This is a genomic window from Pantoea sp. DY-17, assembly GCF_019795975.1.
Classification (GTDB): Bacteria; Pseudomonadota; Gammaproteobacteria; order Enterobacterales; family Enterobacteriaceae; genus Pantoea; species Pantoea leporis.
Genome location: NZ_JAIMIG010000001.1, coordinates 1367767 through 1391132, shown reverse-complemented (window position 1 = coordinate 1391132; position 23366 = coordinate 1367767). Strand labels below are relative to the sequence as shown.

The window sequence follows — 23366 nt, the reverse complement described above, 5'->3', positions numbered from 1 at the left end:
TACAACTAAGGCATAAGAACCCGTTTATGGAGTCGCTTATGTCCTGGGATGCGAGAGATACCATGTCATTACGTAAAGAGTTTGTTCTGTTCGCCTCGCAAGACGGGGCGAACATCCGCGCACTCTGCCGTCACTACGGCATTTCTTCCGCCACTGCCTACAAGTGGCTTCGCCGCTGGGCTGAAGAGGGAGAATCCGGTCTTGAGGACCGCCCCTGCATACCCCATCACTCTCCCAACCGCTCGTCTGACGACATCACTGACCTGCTTCGTATGGCGCATGAACTTCATCAGCACTGGGGCGCGCGCAAGATAAAGCGCTGGCTCGAAGACCGCGGACACCGCATGCCCGCCTTCAGCACCGTCCACAGCCTGATGGCCCGCCACGACCTGCTGCCGGGCTCAGCTCCGGGTGTCCCGGCCACGGGCCGGTTTGAACATGCGGCCCCGAACCAGCTCTGGCAGATGGATTTCAAGGGGCATTTTCCCTTTGGCGGCGGCCGCTGCCACCCGCTTACCCTCCTTGACGATCACTCCCGCTTCTCGCTTTGCCTCGTACACTGCGCTGATGAGCGGCGTGAGACGGTGCAGAAGCAGCTGGTCAGAGTCTTTGAACGTTACGGCCTGCCGGACCGGATGACGATGGATAACGGTTCACCGTGGGGCGACACTACCGGGACCTGGACGGCCGTCGAGCTGTGGCTTATGCGACAGGGTATCCGGGTGGGGCACTCCCGGCCTTATCATCCGCAGACGCAGGGCAAGCTGGAGCGCTTTCACCGCAGCCTGAAGGCTGAAGTGCTGCAGGGGAAGTGGTTCGCGGACGACGGTGAGCTGCAGCGCGCCTTCGATCACTGGCGGACGGTTTATAACCTTGAACGCCCGCATGAGGCGCTGGATATGGCGGTGCCGGCGTCGCGCTATCAGCCATCGGCTCGGCAGTACAGCGCCAGCGTAACGTCAGCGGAATACGACGAGGGCGTGATGGTCAGGAAGGTAGATATCAGTGGGAAGCTGACTATAAAAGGCCTGAGTCTGAAGGCAGGCAAGGCGTTCAGGGGAGAGCACGTTGGCCTGAAGGAGATGCAGGAAGACGGGTGCTACGAGGTATGGTGGTACAGCACAAAAGTGGGGGTGATCGACCTGAAGAAAAAGTCGATCACCATGGGTAAAGGATGTTAAAAAGTGTTCACCATGTCCCCGAACACCTGTCTACCATGTCCCCGGACTGTACACCCGCGCGCGGGAGAGGGAGCCGCCGGTGCAGCGATAAGCAGCACTCTTTCCTGAAGCAAAAGCAGACGTTGAGTTCGGAGTGACAGCGTTTATAAAAAGGCTCCTTCTCCCGCGCGCGGGAGAAGGAGCCGCCGGTGCAGCGATAAGCAGCACTCTTACCTGAAAGCAAAAGCAGGCGTTGAGTTCGGAGTGACAGCGTTTATAAAACGGTTCCTTCTCCCGCTTGCGGGAGAAGGTTAGGATGAGGGGAATATCGCAGAGGACGAAATCAACGTGCCAGGCGGTAATACGCCTCATTCCAGCGCAGCGCATCTTTAAATGCCGGTAAGCGCGTCTCCTCATCAATCACCAGCACTTCAATGCCATTCAGCTCGCCGTACAGATACATATCATCCAGATCCAGCGCCTGGCTGAACACCGTGTGGTGCGCGCCGCCGGCCAGAATCCAGGCTTCTGATGCGGTGGCCAGCGACGGCTGGGCACGCCACAGCGCACGGGCCACCGGCAATTTTGGCAGCGGTTTGGGCTGTTCGATCGCATCCACCACATTCACCAGCAAACGGAAACGATCGCCCAGATCGATGACGCTGGCATTCACCGCGCGTCCGGCCGGCGTGGAGAAGATCATGCGCGCCGGATCGGCTTTGTCGCCAATGCCGAGGAACTGCACATCAATCAGCGGCTTCTCCTCTTTGGCGATGGACGGGCACACTTCCAGCATGTGCGAGCCCAGCACCAAATCATTGCCCGGTGAGAAGTGATAGGTGTAATCCTCCATAAAGGAAGTACCGCCCGCGCGTGTGCCTGCCTGGATCTTGAGAATGTGCAGCAGCGCGGCGGTTTTCCAGTCGCCTTCACCGGCAAATCCATAGCCCTGGCCCATCAAGCGCTGCACCGCTAAACCGGGCAGTTGCGTCATGCCGTGCAAAGTCTGGAAGTTGGTGGTAAAGGCTTTGCAGCCCTCGGCTTCGAGGAAACGTTTCAGACCCAGCTCAATGCGTGCCGCATCCAGTACGTTTTGACGTTTATCGCCGTTAACGGCGGCGGCTTCGGTGAAGCGATATCGGCTTTCGTATTCATCGATTAGCGCGTTGACGTCGCCATCGCTGACGCTATTCACCACCTCGACCAAATCGCCCACGCCCCAGCCATTCACGGAGTAACCAAACTGAATCTGCGCCGCGACTTTATCACCTTCAGTCACCGCCACTTCGCGCATGTTGTCGCCGAAGCGCGCCACTTTCAGCTGCTGGCTGGCCTGTTTTGCCAGCGCGGCATTGATCCAGCGTCCGATGCGCTGCTGGCTGGCTTTATCCTGCCAGTGACCGGTCACCACGCTGTGTTGCAAACCCATGCGCGCGCCGATAAAGCCGAACTCGCGGCCGCCGTGCGCGGTCTGGTTAAGGTTCATAAAGTCCATATCCATGCTGTCCCACGGAATCTCCGCGTTGAACTGAGTATGGAATTGCAGCAGCGGCTTATTCAGGAGGCTCAGGCCACCAATCCACATCTTGGCCGGCGAGAAGGTGTGCAGCCAGGTAATGATGCCGACACACTGATTATCGTGGTTAGCGTCGCGGCACAATGCCAGCGCTTCGTCTGGTGATTTCACCAGCGGCTTCAGCACCAGCGACACCGGCAGCGTGCCGGCCTGATTCAATCCGTCCATCACCTGGCGAGCGTGCTGTTCTACCTGACGCAAGGTTTCCGCGCCGTAAAGGTGCTGCGTACCAATAACAAACCACACCTGTTGTGCGTTGTGCTGTTCCATTAAATCTCTCCTTTACTGAGCGGATGCGGTGCGCGCGGCGTACTGCGGTTCAGCGGCCTGGCACCAGTTTTGATAACGTTGATAAAGTTGCTGATAAACCACCACGCGCTCGGCGTTGGGTTGCAGCGTCACATCAATCGGACTGGCCATCACCCGCTGGGCGGCAGGCACATTGGCATAGACGCCCGCGGCCACGGCGGCAAAAATGGCCGCGCCGAGCGCACAGCATTCGTCAGAGGCGACGATATCCAGCGGACGGTTCATGACGTCGCAGCACGCCTGCATGATGGCGGGGGATTTACGGGCGATGCCGCCGAGCGTCAGGATGCTCTGCACCGGAATCTGCTGCTGTTCGAAACACTCCATGATGGCGCGTGCGCCAAACGCGGTGGCGGCGATCAAGCCACCAAACAGCGCGGGCGCATCGGTGCCGAGATTGAGATCGGTGATCACACCTTTTAAGCGCTGATTGGCGTCTGGCGTGCGGCGGCCGTTGAACCAGTCGAGCACCACCGGCAGATGATCGAGTTGCGGATTGGCCGCCCAGGCTTCGGTGAGGTTGCGGATCAGATCTTTTTGCAGCGCGGCTAACTGCGGTTGCAGCTCCGGATGGTGCTGCGCCGCCTGCTGCAGTGGCCAGCCGAGCAGGCGGCTGAACCAGGCATAAATATCGCCAAACGCTGACTGACCGGCTTCGCAGCCAATCGCGCCCGGCACCACGCTGCCATCCACCTGGCCGCAGATGCCTTTGATGGCGCGGTCGCCAACGGTGTCGCTGTCGGCAATCAGAATGTCGCAGGTTGAGGTGCCAATCACTTTCACCAGCGTATAAGGCTGCGCACCGGCACCAACCGCGCCCATGTGGCAGTCAAACGCGCCGCCCGAAAGAATCACCTGTTGCGATAAGCCGAGGCGCTGCGCCCATTCGCTGCTGAGCGTGCCCACCGGCACATCGGCGGTCCAGGTGTCTGCGAACAAGGGGGAATCGAGCTGCTCGACCAGCAGAGGATCGAGCGCGCGGAAGAAGTCAGCCGGCGGCAAGCCTTGCCACTCCGGATGCCACAGTGATTTGTGCCCGGCGGCACAGCGTCCACGACGCAGTTGCGCGGGTGCGGTTGTGCCGCTGAGGAGCGCGGGCACCCAATCGCACAGTTCCACCCAAGACACTGCCGCTTCACGTACCGCAGCATCGGCGCGTGACACGTGCAGTATCTTGGCCCAGAACCACTCCGACGAATAGACGCCGCCAATATAGCGGGTGTAATCGTTGAAACGACCGCTACGACACAGCTGATTGATCTCTTCGGCTTCTTCAATCGCAGTGTGATCTTTCCACAGCACGAACATCGCATTGGGATTGGTGGCGAATTCCGGGCGCAGCGCCAGCACGTTGCCATCACGATCGATGGGCGCAGGCGTCGAACCTGTGGAATCCACGCCAATCCCCACTACGGCGGCGCGCTGTTCAGGCGTTAAGGCGTTAACCACGGTGACAATCGCCTGTTCTAACGCATCAATATAGTCCTGCGGATGGTGACGAAAGCGGTTGGCGTGCGCATCGCAAAATTCGCCGTTGGCCCAGCGTGCATAATTGACCACCGCTTTTTCCAGCTCTTTACCACTATGACAGTCCACGGCCAGCGCACGCACCGAGTCACTGCCAAAATCCAGCCCAATTGTTATGGCGCCAGCACCCATTGGGATTCTCCTGTGTGAGTTATCTGGCTCTATCCTGGAATGGGGCGGCAGAAGCGGTTAGTCATCAGTCGCTGAGAATATGCACTTTTCTGCCATCGGCGGGGATGTGTGATCCACTGCAAAAGTTAACGACCGGTTAAATTTGCTGAATATATGGAGGATTTTGTCATCGTTTTGGGATGTGATACCGCTCTACATTTTTCCCGTCCATTCCCGCTACAACTAGCCCAGCGTTTGCGCAGCCTTTGTACAACCTTTGCGCTAACGCGCTGATTTTTAGCTGTACCCCACAGAATGATTTGATTGGTAGCGTTTACACCGATTGGTTAATAACAGCCTAAAACAACATTATGCCGGAGAGCATCATGCATAAATTCACTAAAACGCTGGCGGCGCTAGGTCTCGCTGCGGTTATGTCACAATCCGCTATCGCCGAGACCATGAAACTCGGTTTCCTCGTTAAACAACCGGAGGAACCCTGGTTCCAGACCGAATGGAAATTCGCGGATAAAGCCGGCAAGGATCTCGGCTTTGAAGTGATCAAAATTGCCGTGCCCGACGGTGAGAAAACCCTCAACGCCATCGACAGCCTGGCCGCCAGCGGCGCGAAAGGCTTCGTCATCTGTACGCCAGATCCGAAACTCGGCTCCGCGATTGTCGCCAAAGCGCGCGGTTACGGTCTGAAAGTGATTGCCGTCGATGACCAGTTCGTGACCGCCAAAGGCAAGCCAATGGATACCGTGCCATTGGTGATGATGGCGGCGACCAAAATCGGCGAGCGTCAGGGGCAGGAACTGTATAAAGAGATGCAGAAACGCGGTTGGGATGTGAAAGAGACCGGCGTGATGGCCATCACCGCGAACGAACTCGACACCGCACGCCGTCGCACCAGCGGTTCGATGGACGCGCTGAAAGCTGCCGGTTTCCCGGAGAAGCAGATCTATCAGGTGCCAACCAAATCCAATGATATCCCAGGCGCCTTTGACGCCGGTAACTCGCTGCTGGTGCAGCATCCGGAAGTGAAACACTGGCTGATTCTCGGCATGAACGATAACACCGTGCTGGGCGGCGTTCGCGCCACCGAAGGCCAGGGCTTTAAAGCGCCCGATGTGATCGGTATCGGCATTAACGGTGTTGATGCGGTGAGTGAGCTGTCGAAAGGTTCCGCCACCGGCTTCTACGGTTCGCTGCTGCCAAGCCCGGACGTGCACGGTTATAAGAGCAGCGAGATGCTCTACAACTGGGTGACCAAAGATCAGGAGCCGCCGAAGTTCACCGAGGTCACCGATGTGGTGCTGATTACCCGCGATAACTTCAAAGCCGAGCTGGATAAGAAAGGGCTGAAGTAATCACGTTGTTCGTTGTTTGAGCAGCACCATCTAAATGTTTAGCCAAAATGATTCGTGCTGTAACAAGACGGCAAGTGCACTTATCCCTGGGAGCTTACTTTTGTAAGTGACCGGGGTAAGTTCACGCAGCCAACGCAGTTACAGTGCGAAGCATGAAGGCTTAGAGGAGTCACCATGAACACTGATCAAGCCTTTCTGTCGTTTCATGGCATCAGCAAAACCTTTCCCGGCGTGAAAGCGCTGCAGGACATCTCATTCAGCTGCCGTGCCGGCGAAGTGCACGCGCTGATGGGGGAGAACGGTGCCGGTAAATCGACGCTGTTGAAGATCCTCAGCGGTAGCTACCAGCCCAGCGGCGGCGAGATCCGCATTAAAGGCCAGCCGAAGAGTTTCAACACCACCGTGGATGCGCTGGATGCCGGCGTGGCGATCATTTACCAGGAACTGCATCTGGTGCCGGAAATGAGCGTGGCGGAAAATATCTATCTCGGCCAGCTGCCGCACAAGCGCGGTCTGGTGAATCGCAAACTGCTGCGCTATGAAGCCGGTTTGCAGCTGCAAAATCTTGGCATGCATATCGATCCGGACATGCCGCTGAAATATCTGTCGCTCGGCCAATGGCAGATGGTGGAGATCGCCAAAGCGCTGGCGCGTAACGCACGCATCATCGCTTTTGACGAACCGACCAGCTCGCTGTCGGCGCGCGAAATTGATCACTTGTTCCGCGTCATCCGTCAGCTACGCGAGCAGGGCCGCACCGTGTTGTACGTGTCGCATCGCATGGAGGAGATTTTTGCCCTGAGCGATGCCATCACCGTGTTTAAAGATGGCCGCTACGTGCGCACCTTCACCGACATGAAAAACACCCATCACGATGATTTGGTGCAGGCGATGGTGGGGCGCAATCTGGGGGATATTTATGGTTACGCGCCGCGTGAGCTGGGCCCGGTGCGTCTGCAGCTGGACGCGGTGGAGGCAAAGGGCGTGCGCACGCCGATTTCGTTGACGGTGCGTGCCGGTGAAATCGTTGGCCTGTTTGGTTTAGTGGGCGCGGGACGCAGTGAACTGATGAAAGGGCTGTTCGGTGCCACTAAATTGCGCGGCGGCAGCGTGACGCTGGATGGCAAAAAGCTCAACATTCGCCAGCCGATCGACGCCATCCGCGCCGGCATCATGCTGTGCCCGGAAGATCGCAAATCTGAAGGCATCATTCCGGTGCATTCGGTGCGCGATAACATCAACATCAGCGCGCGTCGCCACAATCTCACCGCTGGTTGCCTGATCAAACCGAGCTGGGAAGCGAAAAACGCCGATATCCACATTCGTTCACTCAACATTAAAACGCCAGGCCCGCAGCAGCTGATCATGAATCTTTCCGGAGGCAACCAGCAGAAGGCGATTCTGGGCCGCTGGCTGTCGGAAGAGATGAACGTGATCCTGCTCGATGAGCCGACGCGCGGCATTGACGTCGGTGCCAAACACGAAATCTACAACCTGATTTATCAACTGGCGAAAAAGGGGATTGCGGTGCTGTTTGCCTCCAGCGATCTGCCGGAAGTGATGGGATTAGCCGACCGCATTCTGGTGATGCGTGAAGGTTCCATTGCCGGTGAACTGTCCCACGATACGGCCACAGAGCAGCTGACGCTGAGCCTGGCGATGCCGAAAACCACTCAAGCGGCCGCCGTGGCCTGATGTAAAGGAGAGCAATAATGGCTTCATCTACCACTTCCAACACGCCACCGGTGCAGCGCAACGGGCTACAACTGGGGCGGATTTGGGACAACTTCGGCATGCTGGTGGTGTTTGCACTGCTGTTTATCGTTTGTGCCATTTTCGTGCCGAACTTTGGTTCTATCATCAACATGAAAGGGCTCGGGCTGGCGATGTCGATGTCCGGCATGGTGGCGTGCGGCATGCTGTTCTGCCTGGCTTCCGGCGACTTTGACCTGTCTGTGGCGTCGGTGATTGCCTGCGCCGGTGTGGTCACCGCGGTGGTGATCAACATGACCGAAAGCCTGTGGATTGGCGTGGCAGCCGGATTGCTGCTCGGCATGGCCACCGGTTTTATCAACGGCTTCGTCATTGCGCGGCTGAAAATCAACGCCCTGATCACTACGCTGGCCACCATGCAGATTGTGCGCGGCCTGGCTTACATCTTCTCCGACGGCAAAGCGGTGGGGATTGAAGACGAGCGCTTCTTTACCCTCGGCTACGCCAACTGGCTCGGCGTGCCGGCACCGATTTGGCTCACCATCGCTACCATGGTGCTGTTCGGTTTCCTGCTAAACAAAACCACCTTTGGTCGCAACACGCTGGCGATTGGCGGCAATGAAGAAGCAGCGCGTCTGGCCGGCGTGCCGGTGGTACGCACGCGCATCATTATCTTCATTCTGTCCGGTTTAGTGTCGGCGGCGGCGGGCATCATTCTGGCGTCGCGCATGACCAGCGGCCAGCCCATGACCTCGCTCGGATACGAGCTGATTGTGATTTCAGCTTGCGTGCTGGGCGGCGTCTCGCTGAAAGGCGGCATCGGCAAAATTTCATACGTAGTGGCGGGCGTGCTAATTCTGGGCACGGTTGAGAATGCGATGAATTTATTGAATATCTCGCCATTCTCACAGTATGTAGTGCGCGGTTTGATACTGTTAGCGGCGGTGATTTTTGACCGCTACAAACAGAAAAGTAAAGCCGCCTGATAACCCAGGCTGAGCGTGCCGGAAAGTGGGCACGCTTAGCGCCGCGAAACGGAAAAGTGAGGGCATTATGTACCATCGCGAACCCCCAAGTGAGCAGCAGAATCCCTTATTGCCGGGCTATGCGTTCAATGCCTGGCTGGTGGCAGGCTTAACGCCGATTAATGCCAATGACGCACTCGATTTCTTTATCGATCGTCCGCACGGCATGAAAGGCTACATCCTTAATCTGACCATTAAAGGCCAGGGGCGCGTGTTTGATGGCGAATCTGCCTTCGACTGCGAGCCGGGCGATCTGCTGCTGTTTCAACCGAAAACCCCGCACTATTACGGCCGCGCGCCAGACAGCCCGTGCTGGTTCCATCGCTGGGTCTATTTCCGCCCGCGCGCTTACTGGACCGATTGGTTGCAGTGGCAGGATGAGAGCCAGGGCGTGGGGCGCTTGCATTTGTCAGAAGCGCAGCGTGCCGAGTTTGATCGCCTGTTCGCCAGCATCGAGCAAACCCACAACTCCGGTCGTCGCTTCGCCGAAGAGCTGGCGATGAATCTGCTGGAGCGCTTGCTGCTGCGCGCGGTGGAAGAGGATCCGCGTAGCCATCAACAGATCCGCGATCCGCGCGTGATTGAAGCTTGCCAGTACGTCACCAATCATCTGGCGGGTGAAGTGAAGATTGAAGAAGTGGCGCGCCATGTTTGCCTGTCGCCGTCACGGCTGGCGCATCTGTTCCGCGAGCAAATGGGCATTAATCTGCTGCGCTGGCGCGAAGATCAGCGGGTGATCCGCGCCAAACTGCTGCTGCAAACCACTCAGGAACCGATCGCTTCCGTCGGGCGTGAAGTGGGCTACGATGACCAACTTTACTTCTCGCGCGTATTCCGCAAACGCGTTGGCGTCAGCCCCAGCGACTTCCGCCGCCGCAGCCAGGATGCGCAGGATGCGTTGGTGGCGCACGAGAGCTGGCAATCCGCACGGAGTGCTATTTCCTGAGTTTTCAGGTGATTCCGCCTTGTTCTTATAGATTGATTCGTCTTAAATCAGTCTGATAACGAACAAGAGGAATGAGAATGAGCGATAAATTACGTGTCGGCCTAATCGGCTACGGTTTTGCCAGCAAAACCTTTCATGCACCCTTGATCGCCGGTACGCCGGATGTTGAGCTGGCGGCGATCTCAAGCAGCGATGCCAGCAAAGTGCATGCTGACTGGCCGTCAGTGCAGGTGGTTTCCGATCCACAAGCGCTGCTGGACGACCCGACACTGCAACTGATTGTTATTCCGACCCCGAATGACACCCACTTCCCATTAGCCAAAGCGGCACTCAACGCCGGTAAACACGTGGTGGTCGATAAGCCGTTTACCGTGACGTTGTCACAAGCACGTGAGCTGGATGCGCTGGCCAAAGCCAAAGGTCTGCTGCTGTCGGTGTTCCATAACCGCCGTTGGGACAGCGATTTCCTGACGCTGAAATCCCTGCTGAACGACGGTACGCTTGGCGAAGTGCGTTACTTCGAATCCCACTTTGACCGTTTCCGTCCGGAAGTGCGTCAGCGCTGGCGTGAAATGAAAGGCGCGGGCAGCGGCATTTGGTTCGATCTCGGACCGCACGTGCTGGATCAGGCTTTGCAGCTGTTTGGCACGCCGGTCGCGATCAATGTCGATATGGCAGAGCTGCGTCCGGGCGCGCAAACTACCGATTACTTCCATGCGGTGTTGACCTATCCTACGCGTCGCGTGGTGCTGCATGCCAGCATGCTGGTGGCGGCGGAATCCGCGCGCTTTGTGGTGCACGGTACGCGCGGCAGCTACGTGAAATACGGGCTGGATCCGCAGGAAGATCGTCTGAAAGCGGGTGAACGTCCGCCGCAGGAAGATTGGGGCTACGACATGCGCAACGGCACGCTGACGCTGGCGGAAGGCGATGTGATGGTGGAGAAAGAGCTGTTGACCTTGCCAGGTAACTATCCGGCGTACTACGCAGGTATCCGTGATGCGATTGCGGGCACAGGTGCGAATCCGGTGCAGGCAGAAGAGGCGATTCAGGTGATGGAGTTGATCGAGCTGGGCTTGCAGTCCGCCGAGAAGCGTCAGACCCTATCGTTGCGTTAATTCTGTTAAAAGATCGCCAGGAATGGCGACCCTACGATCTAAGGTGCGCGTTATGCGCACCTTTTTTTATCCCGCTACGCGCGCGCGCAGCGCGGCTTTCTCTGCATCACTCAGGAACGCGATGGTTACACCATTATCCTGTGCCTGACGCATCTCTTCTGCCGTCAATCCCGCTTGCGGTGCCGCCACTTCATACTCATGGGCCAGCTCAACGCCCTGAACCGCCGGGTCGTCGGTGTTAATGGTGGCGAGAATGCCGTGCTGCAGGAAGGTTTTCAGCGGATGGCTGCTCAGCGACGAAACGGTGCTGGTCTGAATATTCGAAGTGAGGCATGACTCAATCCCAATGCGCTGCTCAGCAAGGAAATCCATCAATGCACGGTCTTCAATCGCCTTCACGCCGTGACCAATACGCTCCGCGCCCAGCTCGCGAATCGCTTGCCAGATGCTTTCCGGGCCTGCGGCTTCACCGGCGTGAACGGTAATGCGGAAACCGGCGTCACGCGCACGATTAAAGTGGCTTAGGAATTCACTGCCTGGGAAGCCGAGTTCGTCACCGGCCAAATCGACGGCGGTGATGCCCTCGCGATGTGCCAGCAAAGCTTCCAGCTCACGCAGGCAAGCTTCTTCACCAAAGGTGCGGCTCATAATGCCGGTCAGGCGTACATCAACGCCGTATTGCTGAATGCCGGCGCGCACACCATCAATCACCGCCTCAACCACGCCGGCAATCGGCAGTTGATGCGTCATCGCCATGTAGCCCGGTGAGAAGCGCAGTTCCGCATAGTGAATGCCAGCGCGCGCCGCATCTTCGACGTTTTCCAGCGCGATACGACGACAGGCATCAAGATCGCCCAGCACTTTCACGCCCCAGTCGAGTTTCTGCAGGAAACTCACCAGATCCGGTTCATTAGCCGTGACCTGCACATGCGGACGCAATGCATCAAGCGTTTCAGCGGGCAGCGCAAGATTATGCTGACGACCTAAGTCGAGAATGGTTTGTGCGCGGATATTGCCATCAAGGTGGCGGTGAATGTCGGTAAGGGGGAGTTTTGGATCAATCATGGCGCACTCGCTTAAGTTTCATAAAGTGCAGAGGATTATAAAAACATCTTGCGCAACAGCGCCAGCGATTTGCGCAAACAGCAAAACGGATGCTGAATTAATCAGCATCCATGGCATTTTAGAACGATTTTAGCCCGGCAATCAGGCGATCCAGCCCATCATCCAGTTTGCTGCGCGGGCAACCGGCGTTGAGACGCAGATAACCGCGACTCGCCGCGCCGTAGGTCGAACCCGGCATGATCGCCACTTTGTGTTGATGAATCAGACGCTGTTGCAGCGCCTGTTCGTCAATGCCAAGCGGATTGAGATCGATCCACGCCAGGTAAGTCGCGGCGGGCGGTTGCCAGTTAAGCTGCGGAAACGCCGTGTTCAGGCGCTGCGCGATGTGCTGCATGTTGCCACGCAAATGGGCGCGCAGCGCATCCAGCCACGGCGCGCCCGCGCGATAAGCGGCGATGGTAGCGGCAAGCGCCATTACCGCTGGCGAGGATAAGCCATCCTGCTGCTTCAGCGCATGGAACCACGCCTGACGATCGCGCTCATCAGGGATGATGCCCCACGCGCCGGTCAGCGCCGGAATGTTGAAGCTCTTGGAGGCCGAGGTGAATAGCGCCCAGGCGGACTGCGCTACCTGGCTCCAGGGCGTATGCTGCGCATCACTCAGCACCATGTCCATATGAATTTCATCGCTAATCACCTTAACGCCATGCTTTTCGCACAGCGCCGCCATCTGGCGCAGCTCATCTTCGCGCCACACTTTGCCGCTAGGATTGTGCGGACTGCACAGCAGCATCACTTTACAGCACGGACGCGCCAGCAAACTTTCCAGCTGCGTCATGTCACACAGCCATTCGTTAGCGTGGCGCTGCAGCGGCAGCTCCAGCACGCGACGCTGATTGCCATTGATGGTGTTATAAAACGCATCGTAAGCGGGGGTGTGAATCAGCACTTCATCATCCGGCTGCGTCCAGTGGCGCAACAGCTGTGCCACCATATAAATCACCGACGGGCCATAAACCAGCGATTCTGCCGCCACTTCGGTAGCGAAACGGCTGCGCATCCAATGTTGAATGGCAGAGAGAAAATCATCACGCTGCCAGCGGCTGTAGCCAAACACACCGTGTGCGAGGCGCTGTTGCAGCGCCTCGAGGATGCATGGCGCGGTGGCGAAATCCATATCGGAGATAGTGAAGGGCAGCAAGTCCGCCACGCCGAAACGATCGGCCACGAAATCCCACTGCGTACACCAGCTACCGCGGCGATCCACCACCTGATTGAAAGCGAAATCCTGCATCATTACACCGTCGCGCTCATCAAATGTGCCATCTCATCTTTGACCGACTGCACCTGCGGGCCCATCACCACTTGCAGATTGGTCGCATTAACATGCACCACGCCAATCGCACCGTTGGCTTTCAGTGTTGCATCATCCACCTTGCTCATATCGACCACGGTAATGCGCAGACGCGTCAGGCAGTTATCCAGTGAGGCGATGTTTTCCACGCCGCCCAGCGCCGACAGAATCGCTGGCGTGTTAAAGCCGGATTTACCCACAGCCGCGCGATTAACCTGCTGCGCCACGCTGTTGGTTTCCACTTCGCGGCCTGGCGTTTTGATGTTGAAGTGACTGATAGCAAAGCGGAAGATAGCGTAATAACCCACGAACCACACCGCAGCAATCACCGGCACCCAATACCATTTGGTGGAGAGGCCGTGCAGCACGCCGAAGACGAAGAAGTCGATCACGTTGCCGTCGGTATTACCGATAGTCACGCCCAGCATCGCCATTGCGGTGAAGCCCAAGCCGGTCAACAGCGCGTGGATCAAATACAGCACCGGCGCGACGAACAGGAACAGGAACTCCAGCGGTTCAGTGGTACCGCCCACCACGCAAGCCACCACGCCGGAAATCAGCAGACCTTTAATTTTATGACGGTTTTCCGGACGGGCGCAGTGATACATCGCCAAGGCCGCACCCGGCAACCCCCCGAGGAAGGCTGGCATTTTACCCTGCGACAGGAAGCGCGTGGCGCTCTCGGCGAAGCCGTGGGTATCCGCACAGGCCAATTGCGCCTGGAAGATAGTTAACGCACCGCTAACACTTTTACCGCACACATCCATGGTGCCGCCCGCATCGGTAAAGCGGATGATTGCCACCAGAATGTGCTGCAAGCCAAAAGGTAAAAGCAGACGTTCGCCAGTACCGAAGATCATCGGACCAAATTCACCGGCGCTGTTAATCACCCAGCCGAGGCCGGTAATCGCGCGTGCAAAGAATGGCCAAATCAGCGGAACCACCAGGCCCAGCACGCCCATCGCCATCGCCGTAACGATCGGCACAAAACGCGTCCCACCGAAAAACGCCAGCGCATCTGGCAGGCGAATGTTGTGGAAGCGCTCATGTAACCAGAACACCACGATACCGACGATCACCGCGCCGAGAATACCGGTGTCGATGGACTGAATGCCGAGGATGTTTTGTACGTTATTGGCTTTCAGCACCGCCGCATCGGTGGTTGGCAGAATGCCGTTGATGTTGAGCCAGAAGTTGATACTCAGGTTCAGTACCGCGTAGCCAACAAAACCGGCAAAGGCGGCGACGCCTTTATTCTCGCGCGCCATACCGAGCGGAATGGCAATGGCAAACATCACCGGCAGATAGCTAAAGGCAAAAGAGCCGATCTTCGCCAGCCAGATAAACAGGTATTGCAGGAAAGGCTGATCGAGAAGAGGAATTAGCGTCAGGACGTCATGACTGCTGAGGGAACTGCCAATTCCTAACAGAATGCCGCAGAACGAGAGCAGGGCGACGGGCAACATAAAGGTTTTACCCAGACTTTGGAAAAACTCCCAAAGTGACATTTTGGGGCGGCTGGCGGACATAGATTCTCCTGGCAATAAAAGTAAAAGGCTTCAATGTGGTCAAGGATGATAAAACGTTTTACCACTTATTTTTGTGGCTATAATCACAAAGAGTGACTAATTGCAGGCTTTATTTTTGGTGCAATCAGTGTAACGTTTTATCTCTTTGAATTTGGACGTCGGTAACGGAACACTATGTCCCAGCAGAAAACCACTATTCATGATGTGGCGTTGGTCGCCGGGGTGTCGGTCTCTACCGTGTCGTTGGTGCTCTCCGGCAAAGGGCGCATCTCGCCCGCTACGGCCACACGCGTCAATCAGGCGATTGAGCAGCTTGGCTACGTGCGTAATCGCTCAGCCTCAATTTTGCGCGGCGGCGAAAGCGGCGTAATCGGCCTGATCGTGCGCGATCTCAGCCAGCCCTTTTATGCCGCGATGACGGCCGGACTCAGTGAAGTGCTGGAGCAGCAGGGCAAAGTGCTGGTGCTGACACAAAGCGGTCAGCACGGACAACACCTTAAACGCTGTTTTGACACGCTGGTGGCGCAGGGCGCGGAAGGCATTGTGCTCGGCGGCGCGGCGGCGCAAGCAGAAACGCTGGTGCCGCAGGCGCAGGAGCAAAACATCGCGTTGGTTTGCGCTTCGCGCGCCAGCAGCCTCGACAATGTCGACTCACTGCGGCCCGATAACAGCCAGGCGGCGCGCATGGCAACGGAGTATCTGATTCGACAGGGACATCAGCGCATCGCCTGGATGGGCGGTTTGGGATCGTCACTGACGCGCGCCGAGCGGATTGGCGGCTATTGCGCCACCTTGCTGCAATACGGCTTATCGTTCCGGTCCGACTGGATTATCGAGTGCGACGATCGCCAGCAAAGCGTGTCAGCGTTAACGCTGCAGTTGTTGCGTCAACATCCCGGCATCACCGCGATTCTGGCGCATAACGGCAGCACCGCTCTCGGCTGCTATTTTGGCGCGTTACGCTGTGGGCGAACCTTTGGTGAAGGCGCGGTGGATAGCTACTACACGCAGCAGCTGGCGCTGGTGGGCTTTAATGACGATCCGCAGCGGGAGTTGCACGATCCCACCATGACCTTTGTCAGTAGTGAAGCGCGTGATGTGGGGAGAAGGGCGGCGGAGCGGATGTTGCAGCGGCTGGCGCAGCCGGAAGCGGAAATTCAAAGCTTGATTGTGCCACCGCAGCTGATGCGCGGCGAAGTGTAAGGGCGGCCAGTTGGCCGCCCCATGAATTACTCTGGCATACCTTCGCTGGTTGGTGCGCCCAGCATATAGCGTGACAGAAACTGCTCCAGCGTCATCTTGTCGCCATTCATGGTGACCTGGCCGTTACCGTATTGCAGGCTGGTGACGATGTTGTCATCCTGCTGCTGGGTCAGGCGGAACATCTGGCCCATTGCCGCTAAACCTTTCACCTGCTGATCCGCCAGTTTCTGCGCATCGTCGCCCTGATAACCTTCCGCTAAACCGACATGACGCATGGTTTCGGTCGCCATTGGCATATTGATCGCCAGCTTGCCGTCGAGGGTTTTCAGTACGCGATCCACTGCAGCGCCCAAATTCTGCGCCTCGCCGCTCACTGTGGCCGGATCGTTAAAGCCCACGTTCAGGTTAAAGGTGCTTTCACCTTTATCATTTTTCCAGCTCAGCGGCGCGATGCTCAGCGTTGGCGAGCCTTTCAACAGCGTTGGCAGGTTATTACGCAGAATGGTTTGCACGCTGGCCTGATAGCGAATCGGATCTTCCGCTACGCCCGGCTGGTTCAGCAGATCCTGCATCTGCGCGTTGTAAGTATCGGAGAAGGCTTTCACCGCCTGCGCATCAAACTGCGCAAACTTCATCGCCAGCTTAGCTTCACCAAACGGCTGCTTCTGTAGGGTAATCTTGTCAACATCGACATCCAGCTGGCCGCCAATCTTGCCTTCTTTATTGTCAAAGGACGAGGTGGTTTTCAGCTTCTCCAGCGACAAACCTTCCTGACCGTTGATGCTGGCATCCAGTTTATCCAGAGAGATCGACTGATCGCCGACGCGCACGCCTTCCGGGCTGAGGTGAGTATCGCCGCTCAGCTTCAGGCCATTCAGCGTAAACAGCACCGGCAGCTCAACCTGATTTTTGCTGGTGACCGCGATGCTGGAGAAGTCGCCGTCGAGGCTGACTTTGTCACCTTTGCTGTCGGCGCTGATGTTCAGCGTGCCGCCATTGGTGGCCAGACGATCGCCGGTCTGCGGATTGTTGTAATCCACCGCCAGCAGGTTGAGATCGGTATTGGTCGCACCGCTGTAGCCGACGCGGGTATCGGCGTTGACCAGCGATTTGCCGTTGGTCAGTTCAAACAGTTTCTTCACCGCATCGGTGTTTTCCAGTTCGGTATGCACAGACGCCATACTTGGGATCAGGCTGCCGCGCTTCAACTGGGCGAACGGGAAAGGACCGTGATCGATCGTCTCGTTCAGCACGATACTTTGACCAGGCTTCAACAGCGGATTGTCATTGGTTTGCGAGCTGGCCTGTACCACCAATTTGGTTTTGCTGCTGAACACGCCGCGCTGATAATCCTGATAGCTCAGCGTCAAACGGCTGTTCGGCGCGTAAGCATTCAGCTGCGCATTGGCGTTCTGCAACATCTCATCCATATGGCTTTCCAGTTGTTTACCGGTAAACCATGCAGCACCAGTCCAAATCACGCCGAGCGCCACAATCACACCTACGGCAACCTGGGTCTTTTTCATCGCTGTGTCGTCCTTATCCTTGCGTCCGCACGCCGCTGGTCGGTGCGCGACGGGTGAAGAAAAACGCCCGCAGGCGTTTTAAATTAATAGTTTAAAAGAATAGCAGTTAATGCTGGCAGCGTCAGCCGGATCTCAGTTGAGCGTATTAAATACGCGCGCCAGACGTCCGGTGCCTGCCGCGTTGACCGGCGACTCATTGGCGGCGACAAAGCAGGATTCACCCGGCTTCAGCACCAGCTGTTGCCCGGACTTCTCAATTATCGCCTGACCTTCAATGCAGAACAGCAGGGCCGCGCTGTTTTGTGCCAGCGCTTGCGGCGCAGTGGAAAGCCCATGAATGGCAAAGGCAAAGTCCTCTACCGGAATCGGGAAGTTCAGGGTTTCGCCGTCGCGCTGCGGCTGCGTCAGCAGCGTCGCGGCCGGTTTTGCCTGGAACTTCAGGTTAGCCAGCAGTTCCGGGATATCGATGAACTTCGGCGTCAGACCGGCGCGCAGCACGTTATCGGAGTTCGCCATCACTTCCAGCGCCACGCCTTTCAGATAGGCGTGCGGCGTTTCGGCAAACAGGAACATCGCTTCACCCGGCTGCAGAGTGATGACATTGAGCAGCAGCGGCGAAAACAGACCGCTGTCATCCGGATAATCGATGGCGATAGATTTGATCGTCTGCCAGGCTTCGCCTTCACGTGCGTTGAGCGCCGATTTCAGTACGCCGATGGCGCGCGATTTGGCCTCGTCTTGCAGCGAAAGCAGCGTAGCGAACAGTTTGGCCAGATTGGCTTCGTTAGCGTTTTCGAGGAAGTGGGCGATTTGCGGATGCGCACCGGCCACCGGTTCGAGCAGCGAGACAATCTCATGCAGCTCACGGAAACCGTTCATCGCCTGGAACGGCGTCAGCGCATACACCAGCTCGGGCTTGTGATTGGCATCTTTATAGTTACGTTCGGCAGCGCTGAGTGGAATGCCCGCGGCATTTTCACGCGCAAAACCCTGTTCGGCAGCGGCTTTGCTGGGATGCACCTGAATCGACAACGGCTGATCGGCGCACAGCACTTTAAACAGGAACGGCAGCTCGCCGAAACGTTCAGCCACCGCTTTACCGAGCGTGGCGACTTTGTCGGCGTCAATCACCTCACGCAGCGAACGCGCTTCGCCGTTGACCTCAACGGTAGAAGGGCTTTTCGGGTGCGCGCCCATCCACAGTTCCGCCATCGGCAAGCCTTGTGGATTTTCGATGCCGTAGAGTTCGGTCAGCGCAGTTTTGCTGCCCCAGGCGTAATTTTGCAGCGAATTGTTCAATTTTTGCATCGTTTACCCTTAATAACCGTAAGTAAATAGGCTTATTAAAGCAGAAAGTGCCATAGAAAATACACGAACAAGTGCAATAAAGGCGATAGGCTCGCATAATGTTAAATTCTTGTATGTGACAATCTTGCTCGCTCAACGGCGTCGCGGGAAGGCGTTTAGAGCGGAAACCTCAAAATCTGAGCTAAGGAGACGTAGTCATGGCAGCCAATCGCATTGAAAAAGACTCAATGGGACCGATCGAAGTACCGGCAGATAAGTTGTGGGGCGCACAAACCCAGCGTTCGCTGGAACATTTCAAAATCTCAACCGAGAAAATGCCGGTGGCATTGGTGCATGCGCTGGCGCTGACCAAGCGCGCGGCGGCGCAGGTGAACCAGGATCTCGGCTTGCTTCCGGCCGATCGTGCCCAGGCGATTCTCAAAGCCGCCGACGAAGTGCTGGCCGATAAGCACAGCGAGGAGTTCCCGCTGGCGATCTGGCAGACCGGCTCCGGCACCCAGACCAACATGAACATGAATGAAGTGCTGGCTAACCGCGCCAGTGAAATTCTTGGCGGCGAGCGTGGCATGTCGCGTCTGGTGCACCCGAATGACGACGTGAATAAAAGCCAAAGCTCCAACGATGTGTTCCCCACCGCCATGCACGTGGCCGCGGTCATCGCCGTGCGGGAGCAGCTGATTCCGCAGATTCACGTGTTGAAAAAGACGCTAAGTGAAAAATCCGACGCCTTCAAAGATATCGTCAAGATTGGTCGTACCCACTTGCAGGATGCGACACCGCTGACGCTCGGTCAGGAGATCTCCGGCTGGGTGGCGATGCTAGAGCACAATCTCAAACACATCGAGAACAGTATTCCGCACGTCGCGGAGCTGGCGCTGGGCGGCACCGCGGTCGGGACCGGCCTCAATACCCATCCGGAATACGCGGTTCGCGTGGCAAAAGCGCTGGCCGATTTGACCAAACAGCCGTTTGTCACCGCGCCGAACAAGTTCGAAGCGCTGGCGACCTGCGATGCGCTGGTCCACGCGCATGGTGCGCTGAAAGGCCTGGCGGCTTCGCTGATGAAAATTGCCAACGACGTGCGCTGGCTGGCGTCTGGCCCGCGTTGCGGCATTGGCGAACTGGCGATCCCGGAAAATGAGCCGGGCAGCTCGATCATGCCAGGCAAAGTGAACCCCACGCAGTGCGAAGCGCTGACCATGCTGTGTTGTCAGGTGATGGGCAACGACGTGGCGGTGAACATTGGCGGCGCGTCCGGCAACTTTGAGCTCAACGTATTCCGTCCGATGGTGATCCACAACTTCCTGCAATCGGTGCGTCTGCTGGCCGACGGCATGGACAGCTTCAATCACCACTGCGCGATCGGCATTGAACCGGTACGCGAGCGCATCGATCAGCTGCTGAACGAATCGCTGATGCTGGTGACCGCGCTGAATACCCATATCGGCTACGACAAAGCGGCGGAAATCGCCAAGAAAGCCCATAAAGAAGGCCTGACGCTGAAAGGCTCGGCGCTGAAGCTGGGCTATCTGACCGAAGAGCAGTTCGATGAGTGGGTGCGTCCGGAGGAGATGGTGGGCAGCATGAAGCAGTAAACCGCTATTAAAAGTTGGCAGACGTAGCACCCTCGTAGCGGCGCAATTGATTGCGCGATAAATCGCGCCGCTACGGATTGTGCGGTGATTTATAGCTGCCCGCTATACAACACCGGACCGGTTGGCTGCCCGGTTGGCGAGCCGCCGCGCGGTTCAAGGCTGATGGCAATGATGCCTGAGCGGGAAATCGTGCTATTCAACGCCACATCCGTTGCCTTCTGGTTATCCAACAAACCCAATGAAATCGGCGCTTTGCCTGGCGGAATCAGCCACAGCTGCAAACTGTTGTTATCGGCGATGGTCACAGGATGTAACGGCGTCAGGCTCAGCTGTGCCAGTTTGCTGTCCGCGCTGACCACCCATTGCTGTTGATGCTGGGCGTCGTTCAGTACCGTCAACGGCGTCAACGTCGGCTGCTGCAGGAACAGTGAGGCGAGCAGGGCGAACGCCGCGACACTGGCAGCCGCCAGCCAGCCCGCATAATGGCGTTTGGGTTGAATGACGCGTTGCTCGGGCAAACTCAATGTAATCTTCTTCCACACCTTTTCCGGTGGCGTGACGGGTGCAAGCTGATTATCCAGGCCCGCCAGCAGGGCTTGCCAGCGCGCAACGTTGGCCGCAAGGGCAGGCTCGTTACGCAACCTGCGTGCAAAGCGCAAACGCGCCAGCCCGCTTAAGGTGCCCAGCGCATACTCAGCTGATAAGGCCTCATCGCGTTGTAATTTATCGTTCATAGGCCCACACACTCCCGCAGATGCTCCAGCGCGCGGCGAATCCAGCTTTTTACCGAGCCAACCGGCTGTTGCAGCCAGGCGGCAATATCACTGTGGGACATCCCCTGATAATAGGCGAGCGTGATGCTTTGCTGCTGTTCGCTGCTTAGATGACCAATGCAGTGTCGCAGACGATCGGCTTGTGCCGCATCGTGCCAGTTATTCTGTTCGTCTTCGCTACTGATTTGTAGCAGGTCGCTAAACTCTTCTGCTTCCAGCGTCAGGCGCGCTTGTCCGCTGCGTAACCCGTCAATGCAACGATTGCGCACAATGTGCGTCATCCACGTCATCGGCGCGCTCAGGGCGGCATCGTACGAGGCGGCGCGGTTCCAGATGGTGAGGTAGCAATCGTGCAGCACCTCTTCCGCCCATCCTTGCTGACGCAGCATGCGCAGGGCAAGGGCGAAAAGATGCGGCGAAGTGAGTCGATACAGTTGCTCAAACGCGCGGCGATCGCCTTTCGCGATCGCCGGCAATAAGTTATCTAACGGTTCTGCAAGCCTATTATCCATCATCTTCCCGGTTGGCTAAAATGCCCAATCCGAGTATAGGAAATTACTTAGGCATCAAGACGGTATCGATCACATCAATCACACCATTTTTCTGATTGACGTCATAGGTGCTGATATTGGCCACGTTGCCCTGACCATCTTTCAGCTGGATGTTGTGCGGGCCGTTGCTCATGATCCACAGCGGCTGGCCGTTGACGGTTTTCAGCTCGGCATGTCCGCCACCTTGCTTGATTTTCTTCTCCAGCGCTTTCATGTCGTATTTACCGGCCACCACATGGTAAGTGAGGATGCTGGTCAGCGTGGCTTTATTTTCGGGTTTCACCAGATTATCCACGGTGCCCGCCGGCAGTTTGGCGAAGGCGGCATTGGTCGGTGCAAACACCGTGAACGGACCTTTGCCTTCGAGGGTTTCCACCAGACCTGCGGCTTTCACTGCCGCCACCAGCGTGGTGTGATCTTTGGAGTTCAGCGCATTTTCGACGATGTTTTTTTGTGGATACATCGCTGCGCCGCCAACCATCACCGAGTCATTATTCATGGCGGCGAATGCGCCTGCGGTGAACAGTAAAGTGCCGGATACGACTGCAATGCTCATTAGCTTTTTCATCATAAATCCTCGTAGTAGGGAGCGAAGAAGTTGCTCACACCTTGATATACGAGGGCAGCAAGCGAATTGGATGCAGCGATTTAAAAATAAATTTTACCCCAGCCGATCGCTCCACAAATGCAGGCGCGGAATGATCAGATGCAGCGGCTCGGCCAGCGGTTTGTGGCGCCAGGCAACGTTATCGGCATCGTAGTTCAGCAGCTCTCCGAGAATCGGCACCTGCGTGCGATCGCGGCACAGCACCAGCAGCGGAGAAGGGCAGGCAAGCTGCACCTGTTTCTTCTCGCTGGCGCGCCACACGCGGGCAATCGGCTGCACCTTAACCGGACGCTTGATTTTCAGCTTCGCACCGGCTGGCAACGCAAGGATCGCTTCCAGCTCTTGCTGTACTTTCTCCGCCCACTGTTCACGCGTCCACGGAGCCTGCGCGCGATTGGCTTTGAGGCTGCGCTCCAGCTGTTCCACCACCGCATCACGCGTGACGTTTTTGATGATGTTTTTATTCGCCCAGCCAAAGCGCAAACTGTCCGGCGCGTTGAGCAGCGTTACGCTGCGGTAGGCGTTAAGCGTAATTAACCCACGCAGATGCTGGTGGACGAACTCAAAGCGCGCCTCGCTCGGCAAGCCCGATTCCACGGTAATCAGCTGTTCCAGCCGCTGCTTCAGCGTATTAATCTCGGCAACCTGCTGCGTAATCTGCGCATGCACATCGCCATCGGCTTCAATGCAAATCGCGCCCGGCAAGCGCACGGCGGCTTTGGTGCTGAGCTTTTCCGATTGATGCTGCATAAACAGGCGGCAGTAATGCGTCAGCGCCATGTCGCGTGCCGTTTTGCCAAGATGCTGCGTCACCGCGATGCGTTCAATTTCATCATGTTCGCGGCCTTTCTCGATTTCCGGCAGGCTAAACACGCGCGCAATCAACAGCGGTTGCTGCTCAATGTGTTGACGTAACGCGCCCAAACCCGCTTCCAGCGCGTTAACGCAGTCGTGCAGATCGGCAACCAAATCATAACGAGCCATAAAACGCCTCCATAGT

Annotated in this window: 19 protein-coding genes; 8 read left to right on the top strand and 11 right to left on the bottom strand. The window is 57.3% G+C overall.

Annotated elements, in window-relative coordinates; translation table 11 throughout:
* The first annotated feature begins 26 nt into the window (after window positions 1-26).
* Window positions 27-1181, top strand: a complete 1155-nt coding sequence (locus K5Y33_RS06570; protein ID WP_222233525.1) for an IS481 family transposase — start codon at window positions 27-29, stop codon at window positions 1179-1181.
* Window positions 1182-1503: 322 nt separating this feature from the next.
* Here K5Y33_RS06570 and araA read toward each other — a convergent pair whose 3' ends face one another.
* Together araA and K5Y33_RS06560 are read right to left on the bottom strand one after the other, a co-directional pair.
* Window positions 1504-3006: an L-arabinose isomerase gene (araA, locus tag K5Y33_RS06565; RefSeq protein ID WP_222233524.1), complete on the bottom strand. Its 1503-nt coding sequence runs from the start codon at window positions 3004-3006 to the stop codon at window positions 1504-1506.
* A gap of 12 nt (window positions 3007-3018) precedes the next feature.
* Entirely contained in the window at window positions 3019-4704 is a 1686-nt protein-coding gene (locus K5Y33_RS06560) for a ribulokinase (protein ID WP_222233523.1), read from the bottom strand.
* Between the two features lie 365 nt (window positions 4705-5069).
* Here K5Y33_RS06560 and K5Y33_RS06555 point away from each other — a divergent pair, with 365 nt between their 5' ends.
* The 5 genes from K5Y33_RS06555 to K5Y33_RS06535 all read left to right on the top strand — a co-directional run bounded on the left by K5Y33_RS06555 (window position 5070) and on the right by K5Y33_RS06535 (window position 10855).
* Window positions 5070-6053, top strand: coding sequence for an arabinose ABC transporter substrate-binding protein (locus K5Y33_RS06555; protein ID WP_101764515.1), 984 nt, complete (start codon window positions 5070-5072; stop codon window positions 6051-6053).
* Between the two features lie 174 nt (window positions 6054-6227).
* Window positions 6228-7748, top strand: a complete 1521-nt coding sequence (araG, locus tag K5Y33_RS06550) for an L-arabinose ABC transporter ATP-binding protein AraG (protein ID WP_222233522.1) — start codon at window positions 6228-6230, stop codon at window positions 7746-7748.
* A gap of 17 nt (window positions 7749-7765) precedes the next feature.
* Window positions 7766-8752, top strand: a complete 987-nt coding sequence (gene araH / locus K5Y33_RS06545; protein ID WP_008110235.1) for an L-arabinose ABC transporter permease AraH — start codon at window positions 7766-7768, stop codon at window positions 8750-8752.
* A 67-nt stretch (window positions 8753-8819) separates the two neighbouring features.
* Window positions 8820-9737, top strand: coding sequence for an arabinose operon transcriptional regulator AraC (araC, locus tag K5Y33_RS06540; protein WP_101764513.1), 918 nt, complete (start codon window positions 8820-8822; stop codon window positions 9735-9737).
* A 77-nt stretch (window positions 9738-9814) separates the two neighbouring features.
* Entirely contained in the window at window positions 9815-10855 is a 1041-nt protein-coding gene (locus K5Y33_RS06535; protein WP_061720150.1) for an oxidoreductase, read from the top strand.
* 66 nt (window positions 10856-10921) lie between these two features.
* Here K5Y33_RS06535 and add read toward each other — a convergent pair whose 3' ends face one another.
* The 3 genes from add to malX all read right to left on the bottom strand — a co-directional run bounded on the left by add (window position 10922) and on the right by malX (window position 14803).
* Window positions 10922-11920, bottom strand: coding sequence for an adenosine deaminase (gene add, locus K5Y33_RS06530; protein ID WP_101764511.1), 999 nt, complete (start codon window positions 11918-11920; stop codon window positions 10922-10924).
* Between the two features lie 118 nt (window positions 11921-12038).
* Window positions 12039-13217: a MalY/PatB family protein gene (locus tag K5Y33_RS06525; RefSeq protein ID WP_222233521.1), complete on the bottom strand. Its 1179-nt coding sequence runs from the start codon at window positions 13215-13217 to the stop codon at window positions 12039-12041.
* Complete coding sequence (gene malX / locus K5Y33_RS06520) at window positions 13217-14803, bottom strand: maltose/glucose-specific PTS transporter subunit IIBC (RefSeq protein ID WP_222233520.1); 1587 nt, start codon at window positions 14801-14803, stop codon at window positions 13217-13219. Before malX ends, K5Y33_RS06525 begins: the two co-directional genes overlap by 1 nt.
* A gap of 174 nt (window positions 14804-14977) precedes the next feature.
* On the opposite strand from malX, the gene malI reads away from it, so the two are divergent.
* Window positions 14978-16006, top strand: a complete 1029-nt coding sequence (gene malI, locus K5Y33_RS06515; RefSeq protein WP_101764508.1) for a Mal regulon transcriptional regulator MalI — start codon at window positions 14978-14980, stop codon at window positions 16004-16006.
* A gap of 26 nt (window positions 16007-16032) precedes the next feature.
* Here the strand turns inward: malI and K5Y33_RS06510 are convergent, their stop codons facing one another.
* Complete coding sequence (locus K5Y33_RS06510; RefSeq protein ID WP_222233519.1) at window positions 16033-17532, bottom strand: YdgA family protein; 1500 nt, start codon at window positions 17530-17532, stop codon at window positions 16033-16035.
* A gap of 132 nt (window positions 17533-17664) precedes the next feature.
* Window positions 17665-18840, bottom strand: a complete 1176-nt coding sequence (gene manA / locus K5Y33_RS06505) for a mannose-6-phosphate isomerase (RefSeq protein WP_222233518.1) — start codon at window positions 18838-18840, stop codon at window positions 17665-17667.
* Window positions 18841-19037: 197 nt separating this feature from the next.
* Between manA and fumC the strand changes: the two genes are divergently transcribed.
* Window positions 19038-20435: a class II fumarate hydratase gene (gene fumC / locus K5Y33_RS06500; protein ID WP_101764505.1), complete on the top strand. Its 1398-nt coding sequence runs from the start codon at window positions 19038-19040 to the stop codon at window positions 20433-20435.
* A gap of 89 nt (window positions 20436-20524) precedes the next feature.
* On the opposite strand, the gene K5Y33_RS06495 is transcribed toward fumC, so the two are convergent.
* The 4 genes from K5Y33_RS06495 to tus all read right to left on the bottom strand — a co-directional run bounded on the left by K5Y33_RS06495 (window position 20525) and on the right by tus (window position 23350).
* A complete protein-coding gene (locus tag K5Y33_RS06495) occupies window positions 20525-21169 on the bottom strand; it encodes an anti-sigma factor domain-containing protein (protein ID WP_101764504.1) in 645 nt (214 codons plus the stop codon).
* Window positions 21166-21720, bottom strand: coding sequence for a sigma-70 family RNA polymerase sigma factor (locus tag K5Y33_RS06490; RefSeq protein ID WP_222233517.1), 555 nt, complete (start codon window positions 21718-21720; stop codon window positions 21166-21168). Before K5Y33_RS06490 ends, K5Y33_RS06495 begins: the two co-directional genes overlap by 4 nt.
* A 43-nt stretch (window positions 21721-21763) precedes the next feature.
* A complete protein-coding gene (locus K5Y33_RS06485; protein ID WP_222233516.1) occupies window positions 21764-22327 on the bottom strand; it encodes a fasciclin domain-containing protein in 564 nt (187 codons plus the stop codon).
* 93 nt (window positions 22328-22420) lie between these two features.
* Complete coding sequence (gene tus, locus K5Y33_RS06480) at window positions 22421-23350, bottom strand: DNA replication terminus site-binding protein (protein ID WP_222233515.1); 930 nt, start codon at window positions 23348-23350, stop codon at window positions 22421-22423.
* Window positions 23351-23366: the final 16 nt, after the last annotated feature.